At 71.2% G+C, this 19,080-nt stretch carries 17 protein-coding genes; 8 read left to right on the plus strand and 9 right to left on the minus strand.

Annotation, left to right across the window (positions count from 1 at the left end):
* The first annotated feature begins 3 nt into the window (after positions 1-3).
* The 6 genes from AB0H37_RS28235 to AB0H37_RS28260 all read left to right on the plus strand — a co-directional run bounded on the left by AB0H37_RS28235 (position 4) and on the right by AB0H37_RS28260 (position 7,481).
* Entirely contained in the window at positions 4-912 is a 909-nt protein-coding gene (locus AB0H37_RS28235; RefSeq protein ID WP_360616320.1) for a glutathione S-transferase family protein, read from the plus strand.
* 62 nt (positions 913-974) lie between these two features.
* The gene (locus AB0H37_RS28240) at positions 975-1,646 is read left to right on the plus strand and encodes an AIM24 family protein (protein WP_179833163.1); all 672 of its coding nucleotides are present in this window, start codon (positions 975-977) and stop codon (positions 1,644-1,646) included.
* Between the two features lie 182 nt (positions 1,647-1,828).
* Positions 1,829-5,521, plus strand: a complete 3,693-nt coding sequence (locus tag AB0H37_RS28245) for a multifunctional oxoglutarate decarboxylase/oxoglutarate dehydrogenase thiamine pyrophosphate-binding subunit/dihydrolipoyllysine-residue succinyltransferase subunit (protein WP_329094327.1) — start codon at positions 1,829-1,831, stop codon at positions 5,519-5,521.
* A gap of 71 nt (positions 5,522-5,592) precedes the next feature.
* Positions 5,593-5,769, plus strand: coding sequence for a DUF6104 family protein (locus AB0H37_RS28250; RefSeq protein WP_179833161.1), 177 nt, complete (start codon positions 5,593-5,595; stop codon positions 5,767-5,769).
* Positions 5,770-5,932: 163 nt separating this feature from the next.
* Positions 5,933-6,754: a DUF4097 family beta strand repeat-containing protein gene (locus AB0H37_RS28255; RefSeq protein ID WP_329094328.1), complete on the plus strand. Its 822-nt coding sequence runs from the start codon at positions 5,933-5,935 to the stop codon at positions 6,752-6,754.
* Between the two features lie 4 nt (positions 6,755-6,758).
* Positions 6,759-7,481 (plus strand): helix-turn-helix transcriptional regulator, encoded by a 723-nt coding sequence (locus AB0H37_RS28260; RefSeq protein WP_329094329.1) that lies wholly within the window; start codon positions 6,759-6,761, stop codon positions 7,479-7,481.
* Between the two features lie 45 nt (positions 7,482-7,526).
* Here AB0H37_RS28260 and AB0H37_RS28265 read toward each other — a convergent pair whose 3' ends face one another.
* From AB0H37_RS28265 to AB0H37_RS28280, 4 genes are all read right to left on the minus strand, one after another.
* The gene (locus tag AB0H37_RS28265; RefSeq protein WP_360616321.1) at positions 7,527-8,495 is read right to left on the minus strand and encodes a zinc-binding dehydrogenase; all 969 of its coding nucleotides are present in this window, start codon (positions 8,493-8,495) and stop codon (positions 7,527-7,529) included.
* Between the two features lie 77 nt (positions 8,496-8,572).
* Positions 8,573-9,325 carry an amino acid ABC transporter ATP-binding protein gene (locus AB0H37_RS28270; RefSeq protein WP_329098363.1) on the minus strand — a complete coding sequence of 251 codons (753 nt, stop codon included), beginning with the start codon at positions 9,323-9,325 and terminating at the stop codon, positions 8,573-8,575.
* A 68-nt stretch (positions 9,326-9,393) separates the two neighbouring features.
* Positions 9,394-10,305, minus strand: coding sequence for an amino acid ABC transporter permease (locus AB0H37_RS28275; RefSeq protein WP_179833157.1), 912 nt, complete (start codon positions 10,303-10,305; stop codon positions 9,394-9,396).
* A gap of 4 nt (positions 10,306-10,309) precedes the next feature.
* Positions 10,310-11,221: an ABC transporter substrate-binding protein gene (locus AB0H37_RS28280; protein ID WP_179833156.1), complete on the minus strand. Its 912-nt coding sequence runs from the start codon at positions 11,219-11,221 to the stop codon at positions 10,310-10,312.
* Between the two features lie 357 nt (positions 11,222-11,578).
* Here AB0H37_RS28280 and AB0H37_RS28285 point away from each other — a divergent pair, with 357 nt between their 5' ends.
* Positions 11,579-12,769, plus strand: a complete 1,191-nt coding sequence (locus AB0H37_RS28285) for an NADP-dependent malic enzyme (protein WP_329094331.1) — start codon at positions 11,579-11,581, stop codon at positions 12,767-12,769.
* On the opposite strand, the gene sodX is transcribed toward AB0H37_RS28285, so the two are convergent.
* The gene (gene sodX / locus AB0H37_RS28290) at positions 12,717-13,205 is read right to left on the minus strand and encodes a nickel-type superoxide dismutase maturation protease (RefSeq protein WP_329094332.1); all 489 of its coding nucleotides are present in this window, start codon (positions 13,203-13,205) and stop codon (positions 12,717-12,719) included. The two genes, AB0H37_RS28285 and sodX, sit on opposite strands and share 53 nt — an antisense overlap.
* Positions 13,206-13,388: 183 nt before the next feature.
* On the opposite strand from sodX, the gene sodN reads away from it, so the two are divergent.
* On the plus strand, positions 13,389-13,790 hold the full coding sequence (sodN, locus tag AB0H37_RS28295; RefSeq protein WP_218826240.1) for a superoxide dismutase, Ni: 402 nt from the start codon (positions 13,389-13,391) through the stop codon (positions 13,788-13,790).
* Between the two features lie 54 nt (positions 13,791-13,844).
* Here the strand turns inward: sodN and AB0H37_RS28300 are convergent, their stop codons facing one another.
* From AB0H37_RS28300 to AB0H37_RS28315, 4 genes are read right to left on the minus strand one after another with little or no spacing between them, the layout of a single operon-like run.
* A complete protein-coding gene (locus AB0H37_RS28300) occupies positions 13,845-14,204 on the minus strand; it encodes a hypothetical protein (protein WP_329094333.1) in 360 nt (119 codons plus the stop codon).
* Between the two features lie 39 nt (positions 14,205-14,243).
* Complete coding sequence (locus tag AB0H37_RS28305; RefSeq protein WP_360616322.1) at positions 14,244-14,723, minus strand: GNAT family N-acetyltransferase; 480 nt, start codon at positions 14,721-14,723, stop codon at positions 14,244-14,246.
* A gap of 10 nt (positions 14,724-14,733) precedes the next feature.
* Positions 14,734-15,969 carry an enolase C-terminal domain-like protein gene (locus tag AB0H37_RS28310; RefSeq protein WP_360616323.1) on the minus strand — a complete coding sequence of 412 codons (1,236 nt, stop codon included), beginning with the start codon at positions 15,967-15,969 and terminating at the stop codon, positions 14,734-14,736.
* 17 nt (positions 15,970-15,986) lie between these two features.
* A complete protein-coding gene (locus AB0H37_RS28315; protein ID WP_360616324.1) occupies positions 15,987-19,061 on the minus strand; it encodes a glycoside hydrolase family 38 C-terminal domain-containing protein in 3,075 nt (1,024 codons plus the stop codon).
* Between the last annotated feature and the right edge of the window lie 19 nt (positions 19,062-19,080).

The raw sequence follows: 19,080 nt of genomic DNA on the forward strand, positions 1-19,080 counted from the left end.
GGCATGAGCGTGCAGGAGGTCGAGGAAGGCCGGTTCGTCCGGCAGGCGAACCGGTTCACCGAGCGGATCACGGCGGACGGGTCGAGCGGCCTGCCCGCCGAGCCCGGGCGGTACCGGCTCTTCGTCTCCTACGCGTGCCCGTGGGCGCACCGCACCCTGATCGTGCGGCGGCTCCTCGGCCTGGAGGACGCGATCGGCGTCGGAATCGTCGACCCCATCCGCGACGAGCGGGGCTGGCGGTTCCCCGACCGCGACCCGGTGACCGGCGCCGTCTTCCTCTCGGAGCTGTACCTGTCCACCGACCCGGCGTTCCAGGGCCGCTACACCGTGCCCTGCGTCTGGGACACCGAGACCGGGCGCCTGGTCACCAACGACTTCCCGAACATCACCACGATGTTCGAGACGGAGTTCACCGCCCACCACCGCCCCGGCGCGCCCGACCTGTACCCCGAGGCGCTCCGGCCCGAGATCGACGAGCTGAACGAACTCGTCTACCACACCGTCAACAACGGCGTGTACAAGGCCGGCTTCGCCACCTCGCAGGGCGCCTACGAGGAGGCCTTCGACGCCCTGTTCGACACCCTCGGCCGGCTGGAGGAGCGCCTGTCCACCCGCCGCTACCTGTTCGGCGACGAGATCACCGAGGCCGACGTCCGGCTGTACCCGACGCTCGCGCGCTTCGACGCCGTCTACCACGGCCACTTCAAGTGCAACCTGCGGCGCCTCGCCGACTTCGAGAACCTGTGGGGCTACGCCCGCGACCTGTACTCGATCCCCGCGTTCGGCGAGACCACGAACTTCGACCACATCAAGCGGCACTACTACGTGACCCAGCGGAACATCAACCCCTCCGGCGTCGTCGCCAAGGGTCCGCTCGTGGACTGGACCGCCCCGCACGACCGGGGACGTTGACCGCGTCTCCCTCGTTATGCTGGCGCACCTCCAGTAATCCGCACGAGAGGCACGACCCCACCATGCGCAGCCAGTTCTTCGGCAATCTCGAACAGGGACAGCAGCTCCCCGGCCACTTCGCCCTCCAGAACTCCAAGATGCTCCGGGTCCACCTGAACGGCGACGTCCTCGCCCGGCAGGGCTCCATGGTCGCCTTCCAGGGGCAGATGGAGTTCGACTACGAGGGCGCGGGCGGCATCGGCAAGTTCATGAAGAAGGCCCTGACCGGTGAGGGCGTCCCCCTCATGCGCGTCAAGGGCCAGGGCCTGCTGTTCGTCGCCAACGACGCCGACGACATCCACCTGTTCTACCTGGAGAACGAGGGCATCACCGTCAACGGCAAGAACATCCTCGCCTACGACTCGCACCTGCAGTCCGACATCCAGCGCGTCCAGGGCGCCGGCATCGCCGCGGGCGGCCTGTTCAACACCACCCTCCAGGGCACCGGCTGGGTGGCGCTCACCACACACGGCACCCCGGTGATGCTCGACTGCGGGCGCGCCCCCACGTTCGCCGACGGCCAGTCCGCCGTCGCGTGGAGCACCAGCCTCCAGGTCGGCGTCAACCGCACCTTCAAGGCGAGCGCCCTCATCGGCCGCGGCAGCGGCGAAGCGATGCAGCTCGCCTATCAGGGCCAGGGCTTCGTCCTCATCCAGGCTTCCGAGGGCCCGACGGTCGCCCCGCACACCCACTGAGCCCGGCCGGACGACCCTGGCAGATCTCGCCAAAGGCACGGCCCTGCCTTTGGCTGGTTCAGTCAATGGCGGGGCGGTGTGGGCGGGGTTACGACACGCTGGCGTGGTGCGGGGGCAAGTGCGAGTAGCCTTGTTGCGTCTCAGAACTTACCTGCGAGCTGCGGAAGAGGGCGATCTCCGCCGTGTCGACAGAGTCGTCGCATACTAGTGCCGACCCGATGCTGACCGATTTCGGCGCCAACGAGTGGCTGGTCGACGAGCTGTACCAGAAGTACCTCGACGACCCCAACTCCGTTGACGAAGCCTGGTGGAACTTCTTCGCGGACTACCAGCCGGACAGCCGGCCTGCGTCCGCCACCCCCCAGGCCGACGGCGCGGCCCCGACGGCCGCCAACGGCTCGGCGGCCGCTCCGCCGACACCGCGGCCACCGTCCGCGCCGCCGAAGGCTCCGGCCAAGGCTCCGGCCCCCAAGGGGGACAGGCCGGCGCCTCCGCCGGTCCCGGCGGGCGCCGAGGAGGTCCGGCTGCGCGGCGTCGCCGCCCGGACGGCCAGCAACATGGAGGCCAGCCTCGCCGTGCCGACGGCGACCAGCGTGCGCGCCGTCCCGGCGAAGCTGCTGATCGACAACCGCATCGTCATCAACAACCACCTCAAGCGCGGGCGCGGCGGCAAGGTCTCCTTCACGCACCTGATCGGGTACGCGATCGTCAGGGCGCTGGCCTCGATGCCCGAGATGAACGCCGCGTTCACCGAGGTGGACGGCAAGCCGGTGCTGATCAGGCCGGAGCACGTCAACTTCGGGCTGGCCATCGACCTGCAGAAGGGCGACGGCTCGCGCCAGCTGGTGGTGCCGAGCATCAAGGCCGCCGAGACGCTGGACTTCCGCCAGTTCTGGGCCTCCTACGAGGAGATCGTCCGCAAGGCCCGCGGCGGCAAGCTCACCCTGGAGGACTTCCAGGGCACCACGATCAGCCTGACCAACCCGGGCACGATCGGCACCGTCCACTCGGTGCCGCGGCTGATGCCCGGCCAGGGCACGATCATCGGCGTCGGCGCCATGGAGTACCCGGCCGAGTTCGCGGGCGCGTCCAGCGACACCCTGGCCCGCATGGGGATCAGCAAGGTGATGACGCTGACCTCCACCTACGACCACCGGATCATCCAGGGCGCGCAGTCCGGCGACTTCCTGCGCCGCATCAACCAGCTGCTGCTCGGCGAGGACGGCTTCTACGACGAGATCTTCGAGGCGCTGCGCATCCCGTACGAGCCGGTGCGCTGGGTCAAGGACATCTCCGCCACCCACGAGGACGACGTCGCCAAGGTCGCCCGCGTGCACGAGCTGATCCACGCCTACCGGGTCCGGGGCCACCTCATGGCCGACACCGACCCGCTGGAGTACAAGCAGCGCCGCCACCCCGACCTCGACATCCTCAAGCACGGCCTCACCCTGTGGGACCTGGAGCGCGAGTTCGCGACCGGCGGGTTCGGCGGCAAGCCGACGATGAAGCTGCGCGACATCCTCGGTGTGCTGCGGATGGCGTACTGCCGGACGGTCGGCATCGAGTACATGCACATCCAGGACCCCGAGGAGCGCGCCTGGATCCAGGAGCGCGTCGAGGTCCCGCACGAGAAGCCCTCGCGCGAGGAGCAGCTGCACGTGCTGCGGCGGCTGAACAGCGCCGAGGCCTTCGAGACGTTCCTGCAGACGAAGTTCGTCGGGCAGAAGCGGTTCTCCCTGGAGGGCGGCGAGTCGGTCATCCCGCTGCTCGACTCGGTGATCTCGGCGGCGGCCGGGGCCAGCCTGGACGAGGTCGTGATCGGCATGGCGCACCGCGGCCGGCTGAACGTCCTCGCCAACATCGTCGGCAAGTCCTACGGGCAGATCTTCGGCGAGTTCGAGGGCAACCTCGACCCGCGCAGCGCCCAGGGCTCGGGCGACGTGAAGTACCACCTCGGGGCGTCCGGCGACTTCGTCGGCAGCGACGGCTCCAAGATCCACACCGAGCTGGTCGCGAACCCCTCCCACCTGGAGACGGTCGACCCGGTGCTGGAGGGCGTCGTCCGCGCCAAGCAGGACCTGCTGGACGTCGGCGAGGCCGGCTTCACCGTGCTGCCGATCCTGATCCACGGCGACGCCGCGTTCGCCGGGCAGGGCGTGGTGGCCGAGACGCTGAACCTGTCGCAGCTGCGCGGCTACCGCACCGGCGGCAGCGTGCACGTGATCATCAACAACCAGGTGGGGTTCACCACCGCGCCGGAGTACTCGCGCTCCAGCGTGTACGCCACCGACGTGGCGCGGATGATCCAGGCGCCGATCTTCCACGTGAACGGCGACGACCCCGAGATGTGCGCGCGGGTGGCGCGGCTGGCGTTCGAGTACCGGCAGACGTTCAAGAAGGACGTCGTCATCGACATGGTCTGCTACCGGCGGCGCGGCCACAACGAGGGCGAGAACCCCTCGTTCACGCAGCCGCTCATGTACGACCTGATCGACGCCAAGCGGTCCGTCCGCAAGCTCTACACCGAGGCGCTGATCGGCCGCGGCGACATCACGGTGGAGGAGGCCGAGCAGGCGCTCCGCGACTACCAGGAGCAGCTGGAGCGGGCCTTCACCGAGACCCGCGAGGCCGTGAAGAAGCCCCTCGAACCGGGCTCGGTCGTGAAGCCCGACGTCGAGGAGCGCATCCCGATCGACCACGGCAAGGCCGGCTCGGCGATCCCGCAGGAGACCGTGAAGCGGATCATCGAGTCCCAGGTCAGCCTGCCGGAGGGCTTCACCCCGCACCCGCGGCTCCAGCCGATCCTGCAGCGCCGCGCCCAGATGATCGAGGACGACGCGATCGACTGGGCGACCGGCGAGCTGCTGGCGATGGGCTCGCTGCTGATCGACGGCCACCCGGTTCGGCTCGTCGGGCAGGACACCCGGCGCGGCACGTTCGGCCAGCGGCACGCGGTGCTCGTCGACCGCAGGACGGGCGAGGAGTACACGCCGCTCAAGCAGTTCGGGCAGGGCGTCTCGAAGTTCTACGCGCACGACTCGCTGCTCAGCGAGTACGCGGCGATGGGCTTCGAGTACGGCTACTCGATGACCCGCCCCGACGCGCTCGTGTGCTGGGAGGCCCAGTTCGGCGACTTCGCCAACGGCGCCCAGTCGGTGGTGGACGAGTACATCTCCTCCGGCGAGCAGAAGTGGGGCCAGCACTCGGGCGTCGTGCTGCTGCTGCCGCACGGCTACGAGGGCCAGGGGCCCGACCACTCGTCCGCGCGGATCGAGCGGTACCTGCAGCTGTGCGCGCAGGACAACATGACCGTCGTCTACCCGACCACGCCGGCGAACTACTTCCACCTGCTGCGCTGGCAGGTCCTGTCGGGGCGGCACAAGCCGCTGATCGTGTTCACGCCGAAGTCGCTGCTGCGGCTGAAGGCGGCCACGTCCCCGGTCGCGGAGATCACCGGCGGTGCGTTCCAGCCGGTCATCCCGGAGAGCGACCCGGCGGTCGACCCGGCTGGCGTGCGGCGGGTGCTGCTCACCACCGGCAAGATCTACTACGACGTGGTGAAGGCCCGGCAGGCCGCGGGCGCCAACGACACCGCGGTCGTGCGGGTCGAGCGGCTCTACCCGCCGCCGGTCGACGAGATCAAGGCGGAGCTGGCCAAGTACCCGGCCGACGTCGAGATCGTCTGGGTGCAGGACGAACCCGCCAACATGGGCGCCTGGCCGTTCATGGCGCTGAAGCTGCCGCGCCACATCGAGGGGCTGAAGATGTCGCGGGTGTCGCGCCCGGCGTCCTCGTCCCCGGCGGTGGGCTCGGCGAAGCTGCACCAGGCGGAGCAGGAGGCGCTGCTCGCGCGCCTGTTCGGCGAGCAGAAGTAGAGCGGTACTGATCGACCCGAGGGCTCCGGTGCACCGCGCCGGGGCCCTCGGCGTCCATGGGGAGGGACGCGATGTACTTCACCGACCGCGGCATCGAGGAGCTGGCGGACCGGCGCGGCGCCGAGGAGGTCAGCCTGGAGTGGCTGGCGGGTCGGCTGCGCGAGTTCGTCGACCTGAACCCCGAGTTCGAGACCCCCGTCGACCGCCTCGCGACCTGGCTCGCACGCCTCGACGAGGAGGAGGACTGACCGGTGACCGGAGCGGAGCGCCGGAGGGGTGGAGGGCACCGGCCGGTCTCTCGGGGCGCCCGGGGCCCTCTCCTTGAGGCCAAACGCGATATGTCTTGACTTCCGGAGGACGCGACATATCGTGTTAACTGACGGCAGGCCTCTCCACGAAGGGCACATCGTGATGTCGCGCTGGACGATCGACGAACCGACCACCCTCGACTTCGACGGCGTGGTCGCACTGCGGGTCACGCTGATCGCGGGCAGCGTGTCGGTGCTCGCCTCCGACGAGCGCCCCTCCATCATGATCGGCGGCGTCGAGGGGCCGCCGCTGGTGGTCACGCACGAGGCGGGGATGCTGACCGTCACCCACGAGAAGCTCTGGGAGGGCGTGCTCGGCTGGCTGCGCAACCAGAAGGTCCGCGCGGCGATCACCGTGACCGTCCCGCACGACTGCCCGGTCAGCCTCAACCTGGTGTCGGCGGACGCGGTGGTGACCGGCACCACGGCCCGCACGTCCATCAAGAGCGCCTCGGGCGAGGTGACGCTCGACGGGGTGTCGGGCGCGATCGACGCCAACACCGTCTCCGGCGCGGTCGAGGCGCAGGGCCTGGACGGGACGGTGTCGTTCACGTCCGTCTCCGGCGACCTGACCCTGGCCGGCGCGTCCGTCGAGCGGCTGGCCGCCCGGACGGTCAGCGGCCGCATCGCCGCCGACGTCGACCTGTCCGGGAGCGGCGGCGTCGAGGTGAACACGGTCTCGGGCGAGGTGGCGCTGCGCGTCCCGGCGTCCACGGGCGCGCAGGTGACGCTGAACTCGGCCGCCGGGCGGATCGAGACGTCCTTCCCGTTCGACCGGCAGGAACGCGCCGTCTCGCGCTCCGTCACCGGCAGGATGGGGGACGGCGCGGGGCGGGTCGCGGTCAACACGGTGTCCGGCACGATCGCCCTCCTCGGCCGCGACGACGACGCCCCCGAGATCACCACACCCCGAATGGAGAAGTGACGACGTGAGCCCCGTCTTCGGCCACGGTCGCCTGCGGCTGTACCTGCTCAAGCTGCTGGAGGAGAGCCCGCGGCACGGCTACGAGGTGATCCGGCTCCTGCAGGACCGGTTCCTCGGGGTGTACTCGCCCTCCCCCGGCACGATCTACCCGCGGCTGGCCCGGCTGGAGGCCGAGGGCCTGGTCACCCATGAGGTGATCAAGGGCAAGAAGGTGTACTCGCTGACCGACAAGGGACGCGAGGAGCTGGAGCGCCGGATGGACGAGCTGGCCGAGCTGGAGGAGGAGATCTCCGCCTCGGCGCAGGAGTTCGCGCGCGGCGTGCAGGAGGACGTCCGCCAGACCGTCCGGACGCTGCGCGAGGAGCTGACGCAGGCCGCCCGGACGATGCGCGACCAGGGCAAGGCCACGTCCAAGGACGCGTGGAAGGAGACCACCGAGCGCCAGAAGGACGAGTGGCGCCGGCAGAAGGAGCACTGGCGGGAGCAGAAGCAGGCGTGGAAGGAGGAGTGGCGGCAGAACTGGGACGACGCCTGGAAGACGGCGACCGGGACCCGCGAGGACGTCGCCCGCCTCAAGCTGGAGCGCCTGCTGCGCGGGTTCGTCGAGGACGTCCGCAAGGCCGCGAAGACGGCCCGCCTGGACGACGACGATCTCGCCGCCGCGCAGGCCCTCCTCGACGAGACCCGCGAGCGGCTGCGGGACGAGATCTTCCGCCGGGAGCCGTGACCGGGCGTCCCGGCCACGGCCTGCCCTCCCGGCGTCACGGCATCGTCACGGGGTGAAGACGATCTTGCCGAAGTGGTCGCCCTCCGCCATCGCGGCGAAGCCCTCCTGCGCCCGGCCGAGCGGCAGCGTCCGGTCGATCCGCGGCCGCACGCCGGTCTTGACCAGGAACCGCGCGAGGCGCTCCAGCTGGTCGCGGGTCCCCATGGTGGAGCCGACGATCTGGAGCTGGAGGAAGAACACGCGGTTCAGCTCGGCGGGCGGCACCTGCCCGCTGGTCGCGCCCGACACCACGACGCGCCCGCCGGGGCGCAGCGACTTCAGCGAGTGCGACCAGGTCGCCTGGCCGACGGTCTCGATCACGGCGTCGACCCGCTCGGGCAGCCGCGCGCCCGGCTCGAAGGCGGCGTCCGCCCCGATCTCCTCGGCGCGCTTGCGCTTGGCCTCGCTGCGGCTGGTCGCGTAGACGCGGTGGCCTGCGGCGGCCGCCAGCGCGATCGCCGCGGTCGCGACGCCCCCGCCGGCGCCCTGCACCAGCACGGACCCGCCGGGCTGGAGCCCGGCCTTGCCGAACAGCATCCGGTACGCGGTGAGCCACGCGGTCGGCAGGCAGGCCGCCTCCTCGAACGTCAGCTCGGCGGGCTTGCGGACGAGGTTGCGGCGCGGCACCGCGACCTTCTCCGCGAGCGTCCCGGGATGGACCTCCGACAGCAGCGACCGCTTGGGGTCGAGGGTCTCGTCGCCGCCGCCCCGGTCCGGGTCGCCGATCACCGAGTGGACGATGACCTCGTTGCCGTCCTCGTCCACCCCGGCCGCGTCGCCGCCGAGGATCATGGGGAGCCGGTCGGCGGACAGGCCGACGCCCTTCAGCGACCACAGGTCGTGGTGGTTGAGCGCGGCGGCCTTCACCGTGACGGTCGTCCAGCCGTCCGGTACCTCGGGATCGGGCCGCTCCCCCAGCGTGAGCCCGTTCAGCGGATGGTCTGCGTCGATCTGTGTGGCCGTGACAGCGAACATGAACGCACACTAACCGCCGGCCGGCGCGGCGAACGGCCCGCCCCCGGCGTGTCGGGGACGGGCCGCGTGCTCCGTCGTCACAGGACCTTGGACAGGAAGTCCTGTGTTCGGGGGTGCTTCGGGTTGGCCAGGACCTCCCGGGGGGTGCCCTCCTCGACCACGACGCCGCCGTCCATGAAGACCAGCGAGTCGCCGACCTCGCGGGCGAAGCCCATCTCGTGGGTGACCACGATCATGGTCATGCCGTCGAGGGCGAGCTGCTTCATGACCTCCAGGACCTCGCCGACGAGCTCGGGGTCCAGCGCGGAGGTCGGCTCGTCGAACAGCATCAGCGCGGGCTCCATGGCGAGGGCCCGCGCGATCGCGACCCGCTGCTGCTGCCCGCCGGACAGCTGCGCCGGGTAGCTGTTCACCTTGTCTTCGAGCCCGACCCGCGTGAGCAGGGCCACGGCCCGCTCCCTGACCTGCGCCTTCGGCTGCCGCTTCACCCGGCAGGGCGCCTCCATGACGTTGTCCAGCGCCGTCATGTGCGGGAACAGGTTGAACCGCTGGAACACCATGCCGATCTCGCGGCGCTGGGCGGCGACCTCCCGGTCGCGCAGTTCGTAGAGCTTGCCGCCCGACTCCCGGTAGCCGACGAGGTGGCCGTTCACCCACAGCCGCCCGGCGTTGATCTTCTCCAGGTGGTTGATGCAGCGCAGGAACGTCGACTTGCCCGAGCCGGACGGGCCGACGACGCACATCACCTCGCCGGGCCTGACCTCCAGGTCGATGCCCTTCAGCACCTCCAGCCGCCCGAACGACTTGTGCACCGCCTCGGCCCTGACCATCAGCCCGCCGCTCGCGGCCGCGGGTTCCGGGGTGACGGGGGCGTCGCCCACGATGTCCTCGCCTCCGCTCACTGGCCGCCTCCTCCGCCGCGGAAGCGGAGCCGCTGCCTGGCCTCCGCCCCCTTGCTGGTGCCGCGGCTGTAGTGCCGCTCCAGGTAGTACTGCCCGATCATCATGACCGAGGAGATGAGCAGGTACCACAGGCAGGCCATCACCAGCATCGGAACGATCTTGTAGGTGGTGGCGTAGATGGTCTGCGCGGTGAAGGTCAGCTCCGAGTACGGGATGGCCGCGACGAGCGAGGTGTTCTTCAGCATCGAGATCGCCTCGTTGCCCGTCGGCGGGACGATGACGCGCATCGACTGCGGCAGCACGATCCGCCGCATCGTCTGCATGCGGGACATGCCGAGCGCGCTCGCGGCCTCCTGCTGCCCCTCGTCCACCGACAGGATGCCGGCCCGGACGATCTCGGCCATGTAGGCGGCCTCGTTGAGGATCAGCCCGAGCGCCGCCGCGAGCGCGGCGTTGACCAGCTCCTGCGTCTTCCACGTCTCGAACTCGGGGCCGAACGGGATGCCGATCCCGACCGTCGGGAACAACGTGCCGATCGCGCCCCAGATGAGCAGCTGCGTGTAGAGGGGAGTGCCGCGGAAGAACCACAGGTACACCCAGGCCGCGCCGCTCAGCAGGGGGTTGGCCGACAGCCGCATCAGCGCGAGCACGACGCCGAGCACGACGCCGCCGCCCATGGCGGCCAGGGTGAGCCAGACGGTGTTCCGGACGCCCTTGAGCACCGGATCCGAGAACAGGTACTTCCACTGCTCCGGCCAGTCGAGCGCCTTGCTGGTCAGCAGGAAGTGGATGAACATGGCGACCAGCACGAGGACGACCGCCGCCCCGAGCCAGCGGCCCGGATGCCGGACGGGGACGGCCTTGATCGCCTCAGGCCGCCCCTTGCCGGCGTCGTTGTCGACCGTCATGCGATCAGCTCTGCGCTCCGTTGATCTTCGGTTCGGTGATCGCGCCGCTCTCCACGCCGGCATCGGTGAGGATCTTCTTGTAGGTGCCGTCGGCGATCAGCGCCTTCAGGGCGCCCTGGATGGCGTCCTTCAGCTGGCCGGAGTTCTTGCCGACCGCGAAGCCGTAGGGCGCGGTGTCGTACGCCTGGCCGATGATCTCCAGCTTGCCGCCGGTCTTCTTCACCGCGTCGCCGACGATGGGCGAGTCGGCGGCCATGCCGTCGACCTTGCCCGCGACCAGGTCGTTGTTGACCTCGGTCTGCTGCTTGCGGACGACGCTCTTGATGCCCGGCTTGCCCGCGTCGGTGCACTTCTTGCTGCGCGCCGCGAGGTCGTCGACCTGCACCGTGCCCTGCTGGACGCCGATGGACTTGCCGCAGGCGTCGTCGGGGTTGACGCCCTTCGGGTTGCCCTTGAGCACGGCCCAGGTCGTCCCGGCCGAGTAGTAGGTGATGAAGTCGACGGCCTGCTCCCGCTCCTTGGTGTCGGTGAAGGAGGAGACGCCGGTCTCGTACTTGCCGGACTGGACGCCGGGGATGATCGTGTCGAAGCCGGCGTTGCTGTACTGGGTCTTCAGGCCGAGCTTGGCCGCGACCGCGTTGAACAGGTCGACGTCCCAGCCGACGATCTTCTGCGAGGCAGGGTCGACGGACTCGTTGGGCGGGTAGGACGCGTCGGTGCCGACCGCGATCTTCCCGTCGCTCTTGATCGCGGCCGGGACCATCGCCGCGAGCTTGCTGTCCACGCTCGTGTTCGAGGCCGGTGAGCCCGAGTCGCCCGAGTCGTTGCTGTCGCCGCATGCGGACAGCGCGAGCGCGCCCGTCAGTACGAGCGCGCTCGCCGCGACGGCGCGGCGGCGCAGAGAACCGGTGATCACTGGTCCCCCTCCAGGTGGTTTCGTCGGATCCGCGTAGATCCGAAGGTCAGGTGCACAGTTTGGCGCACAACGTCCCTGATCTGGATAAAGGGTGCGAAACAATCACGCAACGAGGCAGCGCCGGATCAGCGCGCCTTCCCGGGGTCTACCTCACGCAATGCGATCGAACCACGACCGTGCGAGCACGGTCACGTGACGGTCACCACCACCCCGGCCTCCGGGCGGCCGGGACCCCCTGTGGCACAATCAGACAACGGGTGACCCCCGTGCGTCGCGAGATCCACCGGGTGACCGGCCACACCAGACCACACCGCGGCGGCATCTCAAGAAAGCCAACTTTCACAGACAGGGGTCGCTGTGGCTGCTGAGCCCATTCCCACCGAACCACCCTCACTGGACGACGATCCGGCCTTTCCGCTGCACCGCGGCGGCAAGCTGGAGATGCGCTCGACCATTCCCGTCCGCAACAAGGACGATCTCTCGCTGGCCTACACGCCGGGTGTCGCCCGCGTGTGCACCGCGATCGCCGACAACCCCGAGCTGGCCTACGACTACACCTGGACCTCCAGGGTCGTCGCCGTCGTGACCGACGGCACCGCCGTGCTCGGCCTCGGCGACATCGGCCCGGTGGCGTCCATGCCGGTCATGGAGGGCAAGTCGCTGCTGTTCAAGGAGTTCGCGGACGTCGACTCCGTGCCGATCGCGCTGAACTGCACGGGCGTGGACGAGATCGTCGACACCGTGATCCGGATGGCGCCGAGCTTCGGCGGCATCAACCTGGAGGACATCAGCGCCCCGCGCTGCTTCGAGATCGAGGACCGGCTGCGCGCCGCGCTCGACATCCCCGTCTTCCACGACGACCAGCACGGCACCGCGATCGTCGCGCTCGCCGCCCTCACCAACGCGGCGCGCTTCGTCGGCAAGCCGCTGTCGGAGCTGCGCGCGGTCGTGGCGGGCGCGGGCGCGTCCGGCATCGCGGTCTCGCAGATCCTGATCGAGGCGGGCATCGGGGACATCGCCCTGTCGGACAGCAAGGGCATCATCCACGAGGGACGCGACGGCCTGAACCCCGTCAAGGAGCGCATCGCCGCGATCACCAACCGCTCGCACCTGAAGGGCTCCACGGAGGAGGCGCTGCGCGGCGCCGACGTGTTCATCGGCCTGTCCGGCAGCACCGTCCACGAGTCGTGCGTCGCCACGATGTCGGACAGCGCGATCGTCTTCGCCCTCTCCAACCCGACGCCCGAGGTCCACCCGGAGGTCGCCCGCCGGCACGCCAAGGTCGTCGCGACCGGCCGCAGCGACTTCCCGAACCAGATCAACAACGTGCTGGCGTTCCCCGGCATCTTCCGCGGCGCGCTGGACGTCCGGGCCCACACGATCACCGAGGGGATGAAGCTGGCGGCGGCGAACGCCCTCGCCGGCATCGTCGGCGACGACCTGACCGCCGACTACGTCATCCCCGGCCCGTTCGACGAGCGCGTCGCCCCGGCCGTCACGGCCGCCGTCGCCGCCAAGGCCCGCGAAGAGGGCGTCGCCCGCATCTGATCGCCGCCCGATCGGCGCCGCGGCCCGTGCTCCCGCCCCGGAGCACGGGCCGCACCGGCTTCACCGGCAGCGGCCAGTAGCGGGCGACGACGCGCCCTCTCAGCAGGGCGTCGGGGACGGGGCCGAAGTCCCAGCTGTCGCGGCGGCCCCGGGCGCGCTGGTTGTCGCTCTCCAGCCACCAGCCGTCCGCGGAGCGGTGCGCGACGCGTTTGACGATGAGCAGCCCGCGGTGCTCCGGGTGCTCGGCCACGACCACGTCGCCCGGGGCGGGGCGGGCCCCGGGGCGGACGACGAGCCAGTCCCCCGGGCGCAGGCCCGGGAGCATCGAGTCGCCGGTGACCTCCACGGTCGCCGGCCTGCGCGCCGCCGCGAGCGCGAGCGCCGCCGCGCCGGCGAGGCCCCACAGCAGCGGACGGCGGGGGGTGCGGATCCGCATGGTCCTCCTCGTCGGGCCGCATACTTCGGCGGGCGGCGGTCACAAACACTGCTGGAGAGGTTCCGGGCCGAAAGGCCCGGGTCTTAGGCCGAATTACCGAGTGCCCTGCCCGGACGGGCCCCGGTGCACAAGAGTAATGTCGGTGACCTGAGCATGATCCGCAACGAGGGAAGGGAATCGCAGGTGTTGCTCAAGCTTCTGCGCCCGAAGACCACGGTGTCTGCGCACTGCGATCTGCCGTGCGGCGTCTACGACCCGGCGCAGGCCCGGATCGAGGCCGAGTCCGTGAAGGCGATCATTGAGAAGTACGCCGCCAACGAGGACCCGGAGTTCCGCGCCCGGGCGATCCTGATCAAGGAGCAGCGCTCGCAGCTGGTCAAGGAGCACCTGTGGGTGCTGTGGACCGACTACTTCAAGCCGCCGCACTTCGAGAAGTACCCGCAGCTGCACCAGCTGTTCAACGAGGCGACCAAGCTGGCGGGTGCCTCCGGCACCAAGGGCAGCATGGACGGCAAGGCCGCCGAGGACCTGCTCGCGAAGATCGCTGAGATCGACAAGATCTTCTGGGAGACCAAGCAGGGCTGAGCGCGTCCAGCTCGTCGCGAGGGCCGTCCGTTGCCGGACGGCCCTCGCGGCGTGTCAGGGGGCGATCATCCGGGCGGCGCGGGCCGTCAGGGCGTCCAGCACCTCGGCGTGGCGGTCGCCGGTGCTGATCTCCATGGCCAGCGCGCCGCCGGTCGCGGTGAGGGTGAAGGTGAAGAACGAGCAGCAGCCCGTCTCCCGGGCGGCGAGCTCGGCGGCCCGCCCGGCCGCCCGCGGGTCCGGGCGCAGTTCCATCCGCACCCGGCCCGTCCCGGCGGGCCGCACGGCGGTCACCGCCTCGGCGAACAGCGCGTCGAACTCGGCCACCCGCAACGGCCGCTCGGCTGTCGGCAGCGCGCACGCCCGCGGCGCCCATCCATCGTCGTCCGGCCGTCCCGGCACCTGGTGAATCTCCATGGCCCGACGGTAGGTCCGTACCCCGGTACCGGACGCAAGTCAGCCGCCGGACGAGCGCGCGGCCCGGGTGAGGGCGTCGCCGGTGAGGCGGTAGACCGTCCACTCGTCCTGCGGGCCGGCGCCGAGGGCCTTGTAGAACCCGATCGCCGGCTCGTTCCAGTCCAGGACGGACCATTCGACGCGCCCGTAGCCGCGGTCGTCGGCGACGCGGGCCAGCTCGGTGAGCAGCCCCCTGCCGTAGCCGTGGCCGCGGTACTCCGGCTCGACGAACAGGTCCTCCAGGTAGATGCCGTGCGTGCCGTTCCACGTGGAGAACGAGAGGAACCACACGGCGAACCCGACGACCCGGCCGTCGTGCTCGGCGACGTGGGCGAAGACCTTGGGGTCGTCGCAGAACAGCCGGTCCCGCAGCTGGTCCTCGGTCGCCTTCACCTCGTGGAGGGCGCGCTCGTACTCCGCCAGCTCGCGGACCAGCCGCAGGATCTCGGGGACGTCGCCGGTCGTCGCGTAACGAATCACACGTGGCAGGCTAATCGAGCGGCGGCAGTGCGACGTCGGGATCGGCCCACCGGTCGTTGGGGACGAGGGGGTACCAGCCCGGACGGCCGGGGTCGCGGTCGTAGGGGTAGCCGCCGAGCTCCTTGTACAGCTCCGCGTACTCGGCCAGCTTGTCACGGTCCAGGCGAACGCCGAGGCCGGGACCCGACGGCACCGGGATCCTGCCGCCGGAGTACCGCATCGGTCCGCCCTCGATGACGTCGTCGGCGAGGTGGTGGTAGTGCGCGTCGGCGGCGTAGGTGAGGTTGGGCAGGACGGCGCCGAGGTGCAGCATGGTGGCGAGCTGGATGCCGAGCTCGCCGGAGGAGTGGACGGCGACGCCGATCTGGAACGTCTCGCACACGCCGGCGGCCTTCACGCACGCCCGGATGCCGCCCCAGAACGTGGTGTCGAGCAGGACGACGTCCGCGCTGCGGCGCAGCACGTTCGCCGCGAGCTGCTCGAAGTTCACGACGACGGTGTTGGTGGCGAGCGGGATGTTGACGCGCTCGCGGACGAGCCGCAGCCCCTCCAGCCCGAGGACGGGGTCCTCCAGGTAGTCGTTGGGCAGGTCCTCGATGGCCTTCCCGAACCGCAGGCCCTCCTCCAGGCTCAGCACGGAGTTCGGGTCGTAGCGGAAGCGGTCGCCGGGGAACGCCTCGGCGAGCGCCTTGTAGCACTCCAGCTCGTGGCCCGGCGGGAACACCCCGCCCTTCAGCTTGTGGACGGTGAACCCGTGCGCGTCCCTGAGCGCGCTGGCGTGCTCGACGAGCTGCTCGGGGGTGCGCACCTCCGGCGAGCCCCCGGCGCCCGGATAGCGGTAGAACAGGTAGGACGCGAACGGGACGGAGTCGCGGATGCGGCCGCCGAGCAGGTCGTGCACCGGGACGCCGAGGTGCTGCCCGACGAGGTCGAGGCAGGCGAACTCGATGGCGGCGAGCATCTGGGTGCGGTTGTTGTACAGGCTCGCCGTCGGGTTGGCGATCTTGAAGCGGAGCGCCTCCAGCTCGAACGGGTCGTGGCCCTCCAGGTGCGGGGCGAGGGCCTGGAAGGCGGCCTCGGCGCTCTGGCCGCCGCCGCCCATCTCACCGAGCCCGACCAGGCCGTTGTCGGCCTCCACCTCGACGATCGTCCGGACGAAGCGGCCCCAGTGCGCGCCGTTGCTGTGCAGGAGGGGCGCCTCCAGCGGCACGGTGACCGTGGTGGCGCGGATGCCTGTGATCTTCATGTGTCCCCGATCCGTACTCAACGCCGAACCGTGACGGTGGCGACGCCGCAGGCGGGCAGACGCACCGTCATGGTGCCGTCCCGGACGGGCAGTTCCGCCGGGTCACGCTCCAGACCGCCGCTCAGCAGGGCGCCGGTGGCCCCCGGCACGTGCAGGCCCGTCTCCACCGGGCCCGCGGCGAGCGACTGGAGCCGGACGGCCAGCCCGTCCCCGTCGCGGGCGCGCCCGACGGAGGTGACGAGCACGTCCGGGTCGTCCACGCGCAGGAAGGTCCCCGATTCCGCGGCGGGCATGTCGCCGGTGGCGAGGGTGGCGACGAACGGGTCGGTGATCCCGGCGGCCGTGCGGGCGCCGAGCCGGCGGCCCGAGCCCGCCGCGCCGGACGCGAACGCGTACCGGAAGGTGGTCTCGCCCTGCTGCTGGGACGGGAAGTTGGTGTCCCAGATGTTGTTCAGCGCCCACGAGTAGACGGTGCCGTCCTCGATGTCGAGCGTGGGCGGGAACGGCGCGTAGGGCATGTGGATGGAGCCGAACTGGACGAGCGGCGCCTCCAGCGTCGCCCACGCGACGGTCAGCTCGGCGTCCTCGAAGGCGACCCAGTGGCGGATCGGGCGCATGTGCTCAGCCGATCCCGGGACGCTCGGGACGCCGGTGCCGCCGACGCCGCCGGTCAGCTCCCAGGCGTCGGGCGGGCCGTCCACGGCGAACGGGAACGCGAAGAAGACCGCCTCCTTGGCCGCGGTGGGCTGCTTGCCGAGCTGGTAGCGGACGTCCACGCGCGGCACGCCCGCGTACAGGTCGATCGTCGTGCGCAGCCAGTCGACGCCCTTGCCGTGCAGCTCGACGACGAGCCGCTCCCCCGCGGGGGTGCGGCTGCACTCGGTGACCGTCGCGTGGGTGGCGACGGCCCGGTCGCCGAGCATCGTCTTGTCGTGCACGAGCATGTGCCCGGACATGTGGTTGAAGTGCGGCGCGGTCGCGTACCGGTCGTAGACGTACTGCCCGAAGCCCGCGACGGAGTCGGCGTTCACCAGCTCGCGGCCGGCGGTCTTGTCGAAGACCGAGCCGATGTGCCCTTCCCTGAGGTCGTAGACGACCCGGTAGAACTCGTTCTCGATCGTGCCCTCGAAGCCGAGGTCGACCGGCTCCGGCGCGCCCGTCGCGGCCGGGACGACGTCCACGCGGACGTGCCCGTGGCCCGGGACGTCCGGTACCACCGCCTCCAGGTGGCGGCCGATGGGACGGGTGGGCCACTCGTCCGGGTCGACCTCCTCCTCGCGGTGCGGGACGGGTTCGCCGGTGCGGGCGTCCACCAGGGCGACGGGGACGTCGACGGCGACGACGTCGCGGGGCAGGAACGCGCGGGCCACGTCGGTGCGGGCGGCCGTGCCGGGGTTGACGACGAGGAACGAGGCGAGCGCGTCCGGCGCGGCCCCGAACGTCGCGCCGATGCGCCGCGCGCCGGCCTGGAGCAGGTCGAGGGCGTCGTCGTGGGCCTGGTAGCCGACCTGGGACTTGCGGGTCCACTGCAGGCCGCCGGAGTCGCCGCCCTCCTCGGCGTCCTCCCACGGGTTGGCGGCACCCCAGGTGTGCTCGTCGAACAGCGCGGCCCGGTCGTAGGCCTCGTCGATCGCCTCGGACGCGCCGGTGCGCTCGCCGCTGCGCTCGTCGGCGAGCGCGTGCAGCGTCTCGGCGGCCCGCAGGACGTTCTGCGCCCGCCGGACGTACCCGAGCGGCCGGGCGCCGGAGCCGAGGCCGTCGGCCCACCAGTCCGTCCAGTCGCCCTCGTGGGTCTGGAGCCGGTCGCCGTGGTGCTCCTCGACGTAGGCGAAGAAGTCGGCGTTGGTCGCCATCCGCAGCCGCGGGTACGCCCAGGTCTCGTTCCAGCGGTGGGCGATGTCGGCGGGGACGATCGACGGTCCGGCGTTGTCGGCGTGCGCGCCCTGGACGCGCAGGTGGACGGCGTCCAGGAAGTCGGGGTCCTTGGCGGCGCCGACCTGGCCGGGCGCGGCGTACCAGCCGAACGTCCCGGGCCCGTAGGGGTAGGGCCGGTCGGCGAGGGAGCCGAGGTAGCGGGGCAGCAGGTCCTCGGCGAGATCGTAGCCGTCGACGAGCCCGACGGTGTTGCCCTCCATGTAGGCCATGCCGTGCGGGGTGTCGGTGAACCAGACGATCAGCTCGCCGCCGCCCGGCGAGCGCCACCGGAACGGGCGGGCGAGCCGGTCGCCGCCCGTGATGTACGGGACGGAGCGCCCGGCCCAGTTGTGCGCGGCGGCGAGGTAGCGGACGCCGGCCGCGTTGAGGGCGTCCACCGTCCCGACGACGGCGCCCGGGATGTCGGTGTGCATCGCCGACCGGACCTCGATGCCGTGCTCGCGGCGCAGCTGCTCGACGAAGCGGAGCTGCCGGTACAGCTCCTCGGTCGAGCACGCCTCGGTGTGCAGCTGCATCGGGAACGCGGTGACCTCGATGTCGCCCGCGCGGGCCCGCGCGGCGAACTCGGCGACCTGGTCGTCGGGGCGGGTCGCGAGCCACCGCAGCGCGGGCATGGACGACTCGACCGACCAGCGGAACCGCGCGTCGTCGGGCCGCCCGTCGGTCTCCCGCGCCAGCCGCAGCGCCGCGTCGAGGTAGTCGAGGTGGTGCCGCAGCACGGTGCCCTGCGTGTCGGTGTAGCCGATGTCGAGGTGCGAGTGGTGGACGACGAAGACGTTCCACTTGCGCTGCGGGGTGACGTCGAGCGGCGCGGCCCCGACGAGCCCGCCGGAGTCGCGCACCTCCAGGGTGAGGCGGCGGGGGGCGTCCACCTCCGGGACGAGCAGCGTGACCGTCCCGCCCGCCGCCGCCGCGGCGGCGACCTCGGCGTCGCCGTCCTTGAGGGCCACCTCCACCGGGCCCTCACCGGACAGCGTCAGCCGGACGGCCTGGAGGAGCGCGCCGCCCTCGTCCCGCTGGAACAGCGGCAGCACGGCGGCGCGCACCGACAGCCCGCGCACGGCGAGCACCTCGGTCGAGGTGTCCTGGCGCAGCGCGTCGCGGATCCCGTCATAGTCGGGCGAGCCGAGGCTCGCCTGCAGCAGGCGACTCGTCATCGTTATGCGTCAATCTCTC

The sequence above is a fragment of the Actinomadura sp. NPDC023710 genome (genome assembly GCF_040639875.1).
Taxonomy (GTDB): domain Bacteria; phylum Actinomycetota; class Actinomycetes; order Streptosporangiales; family Streptosporangiaceae; genus Spirillospora; species Spirillospora citrea.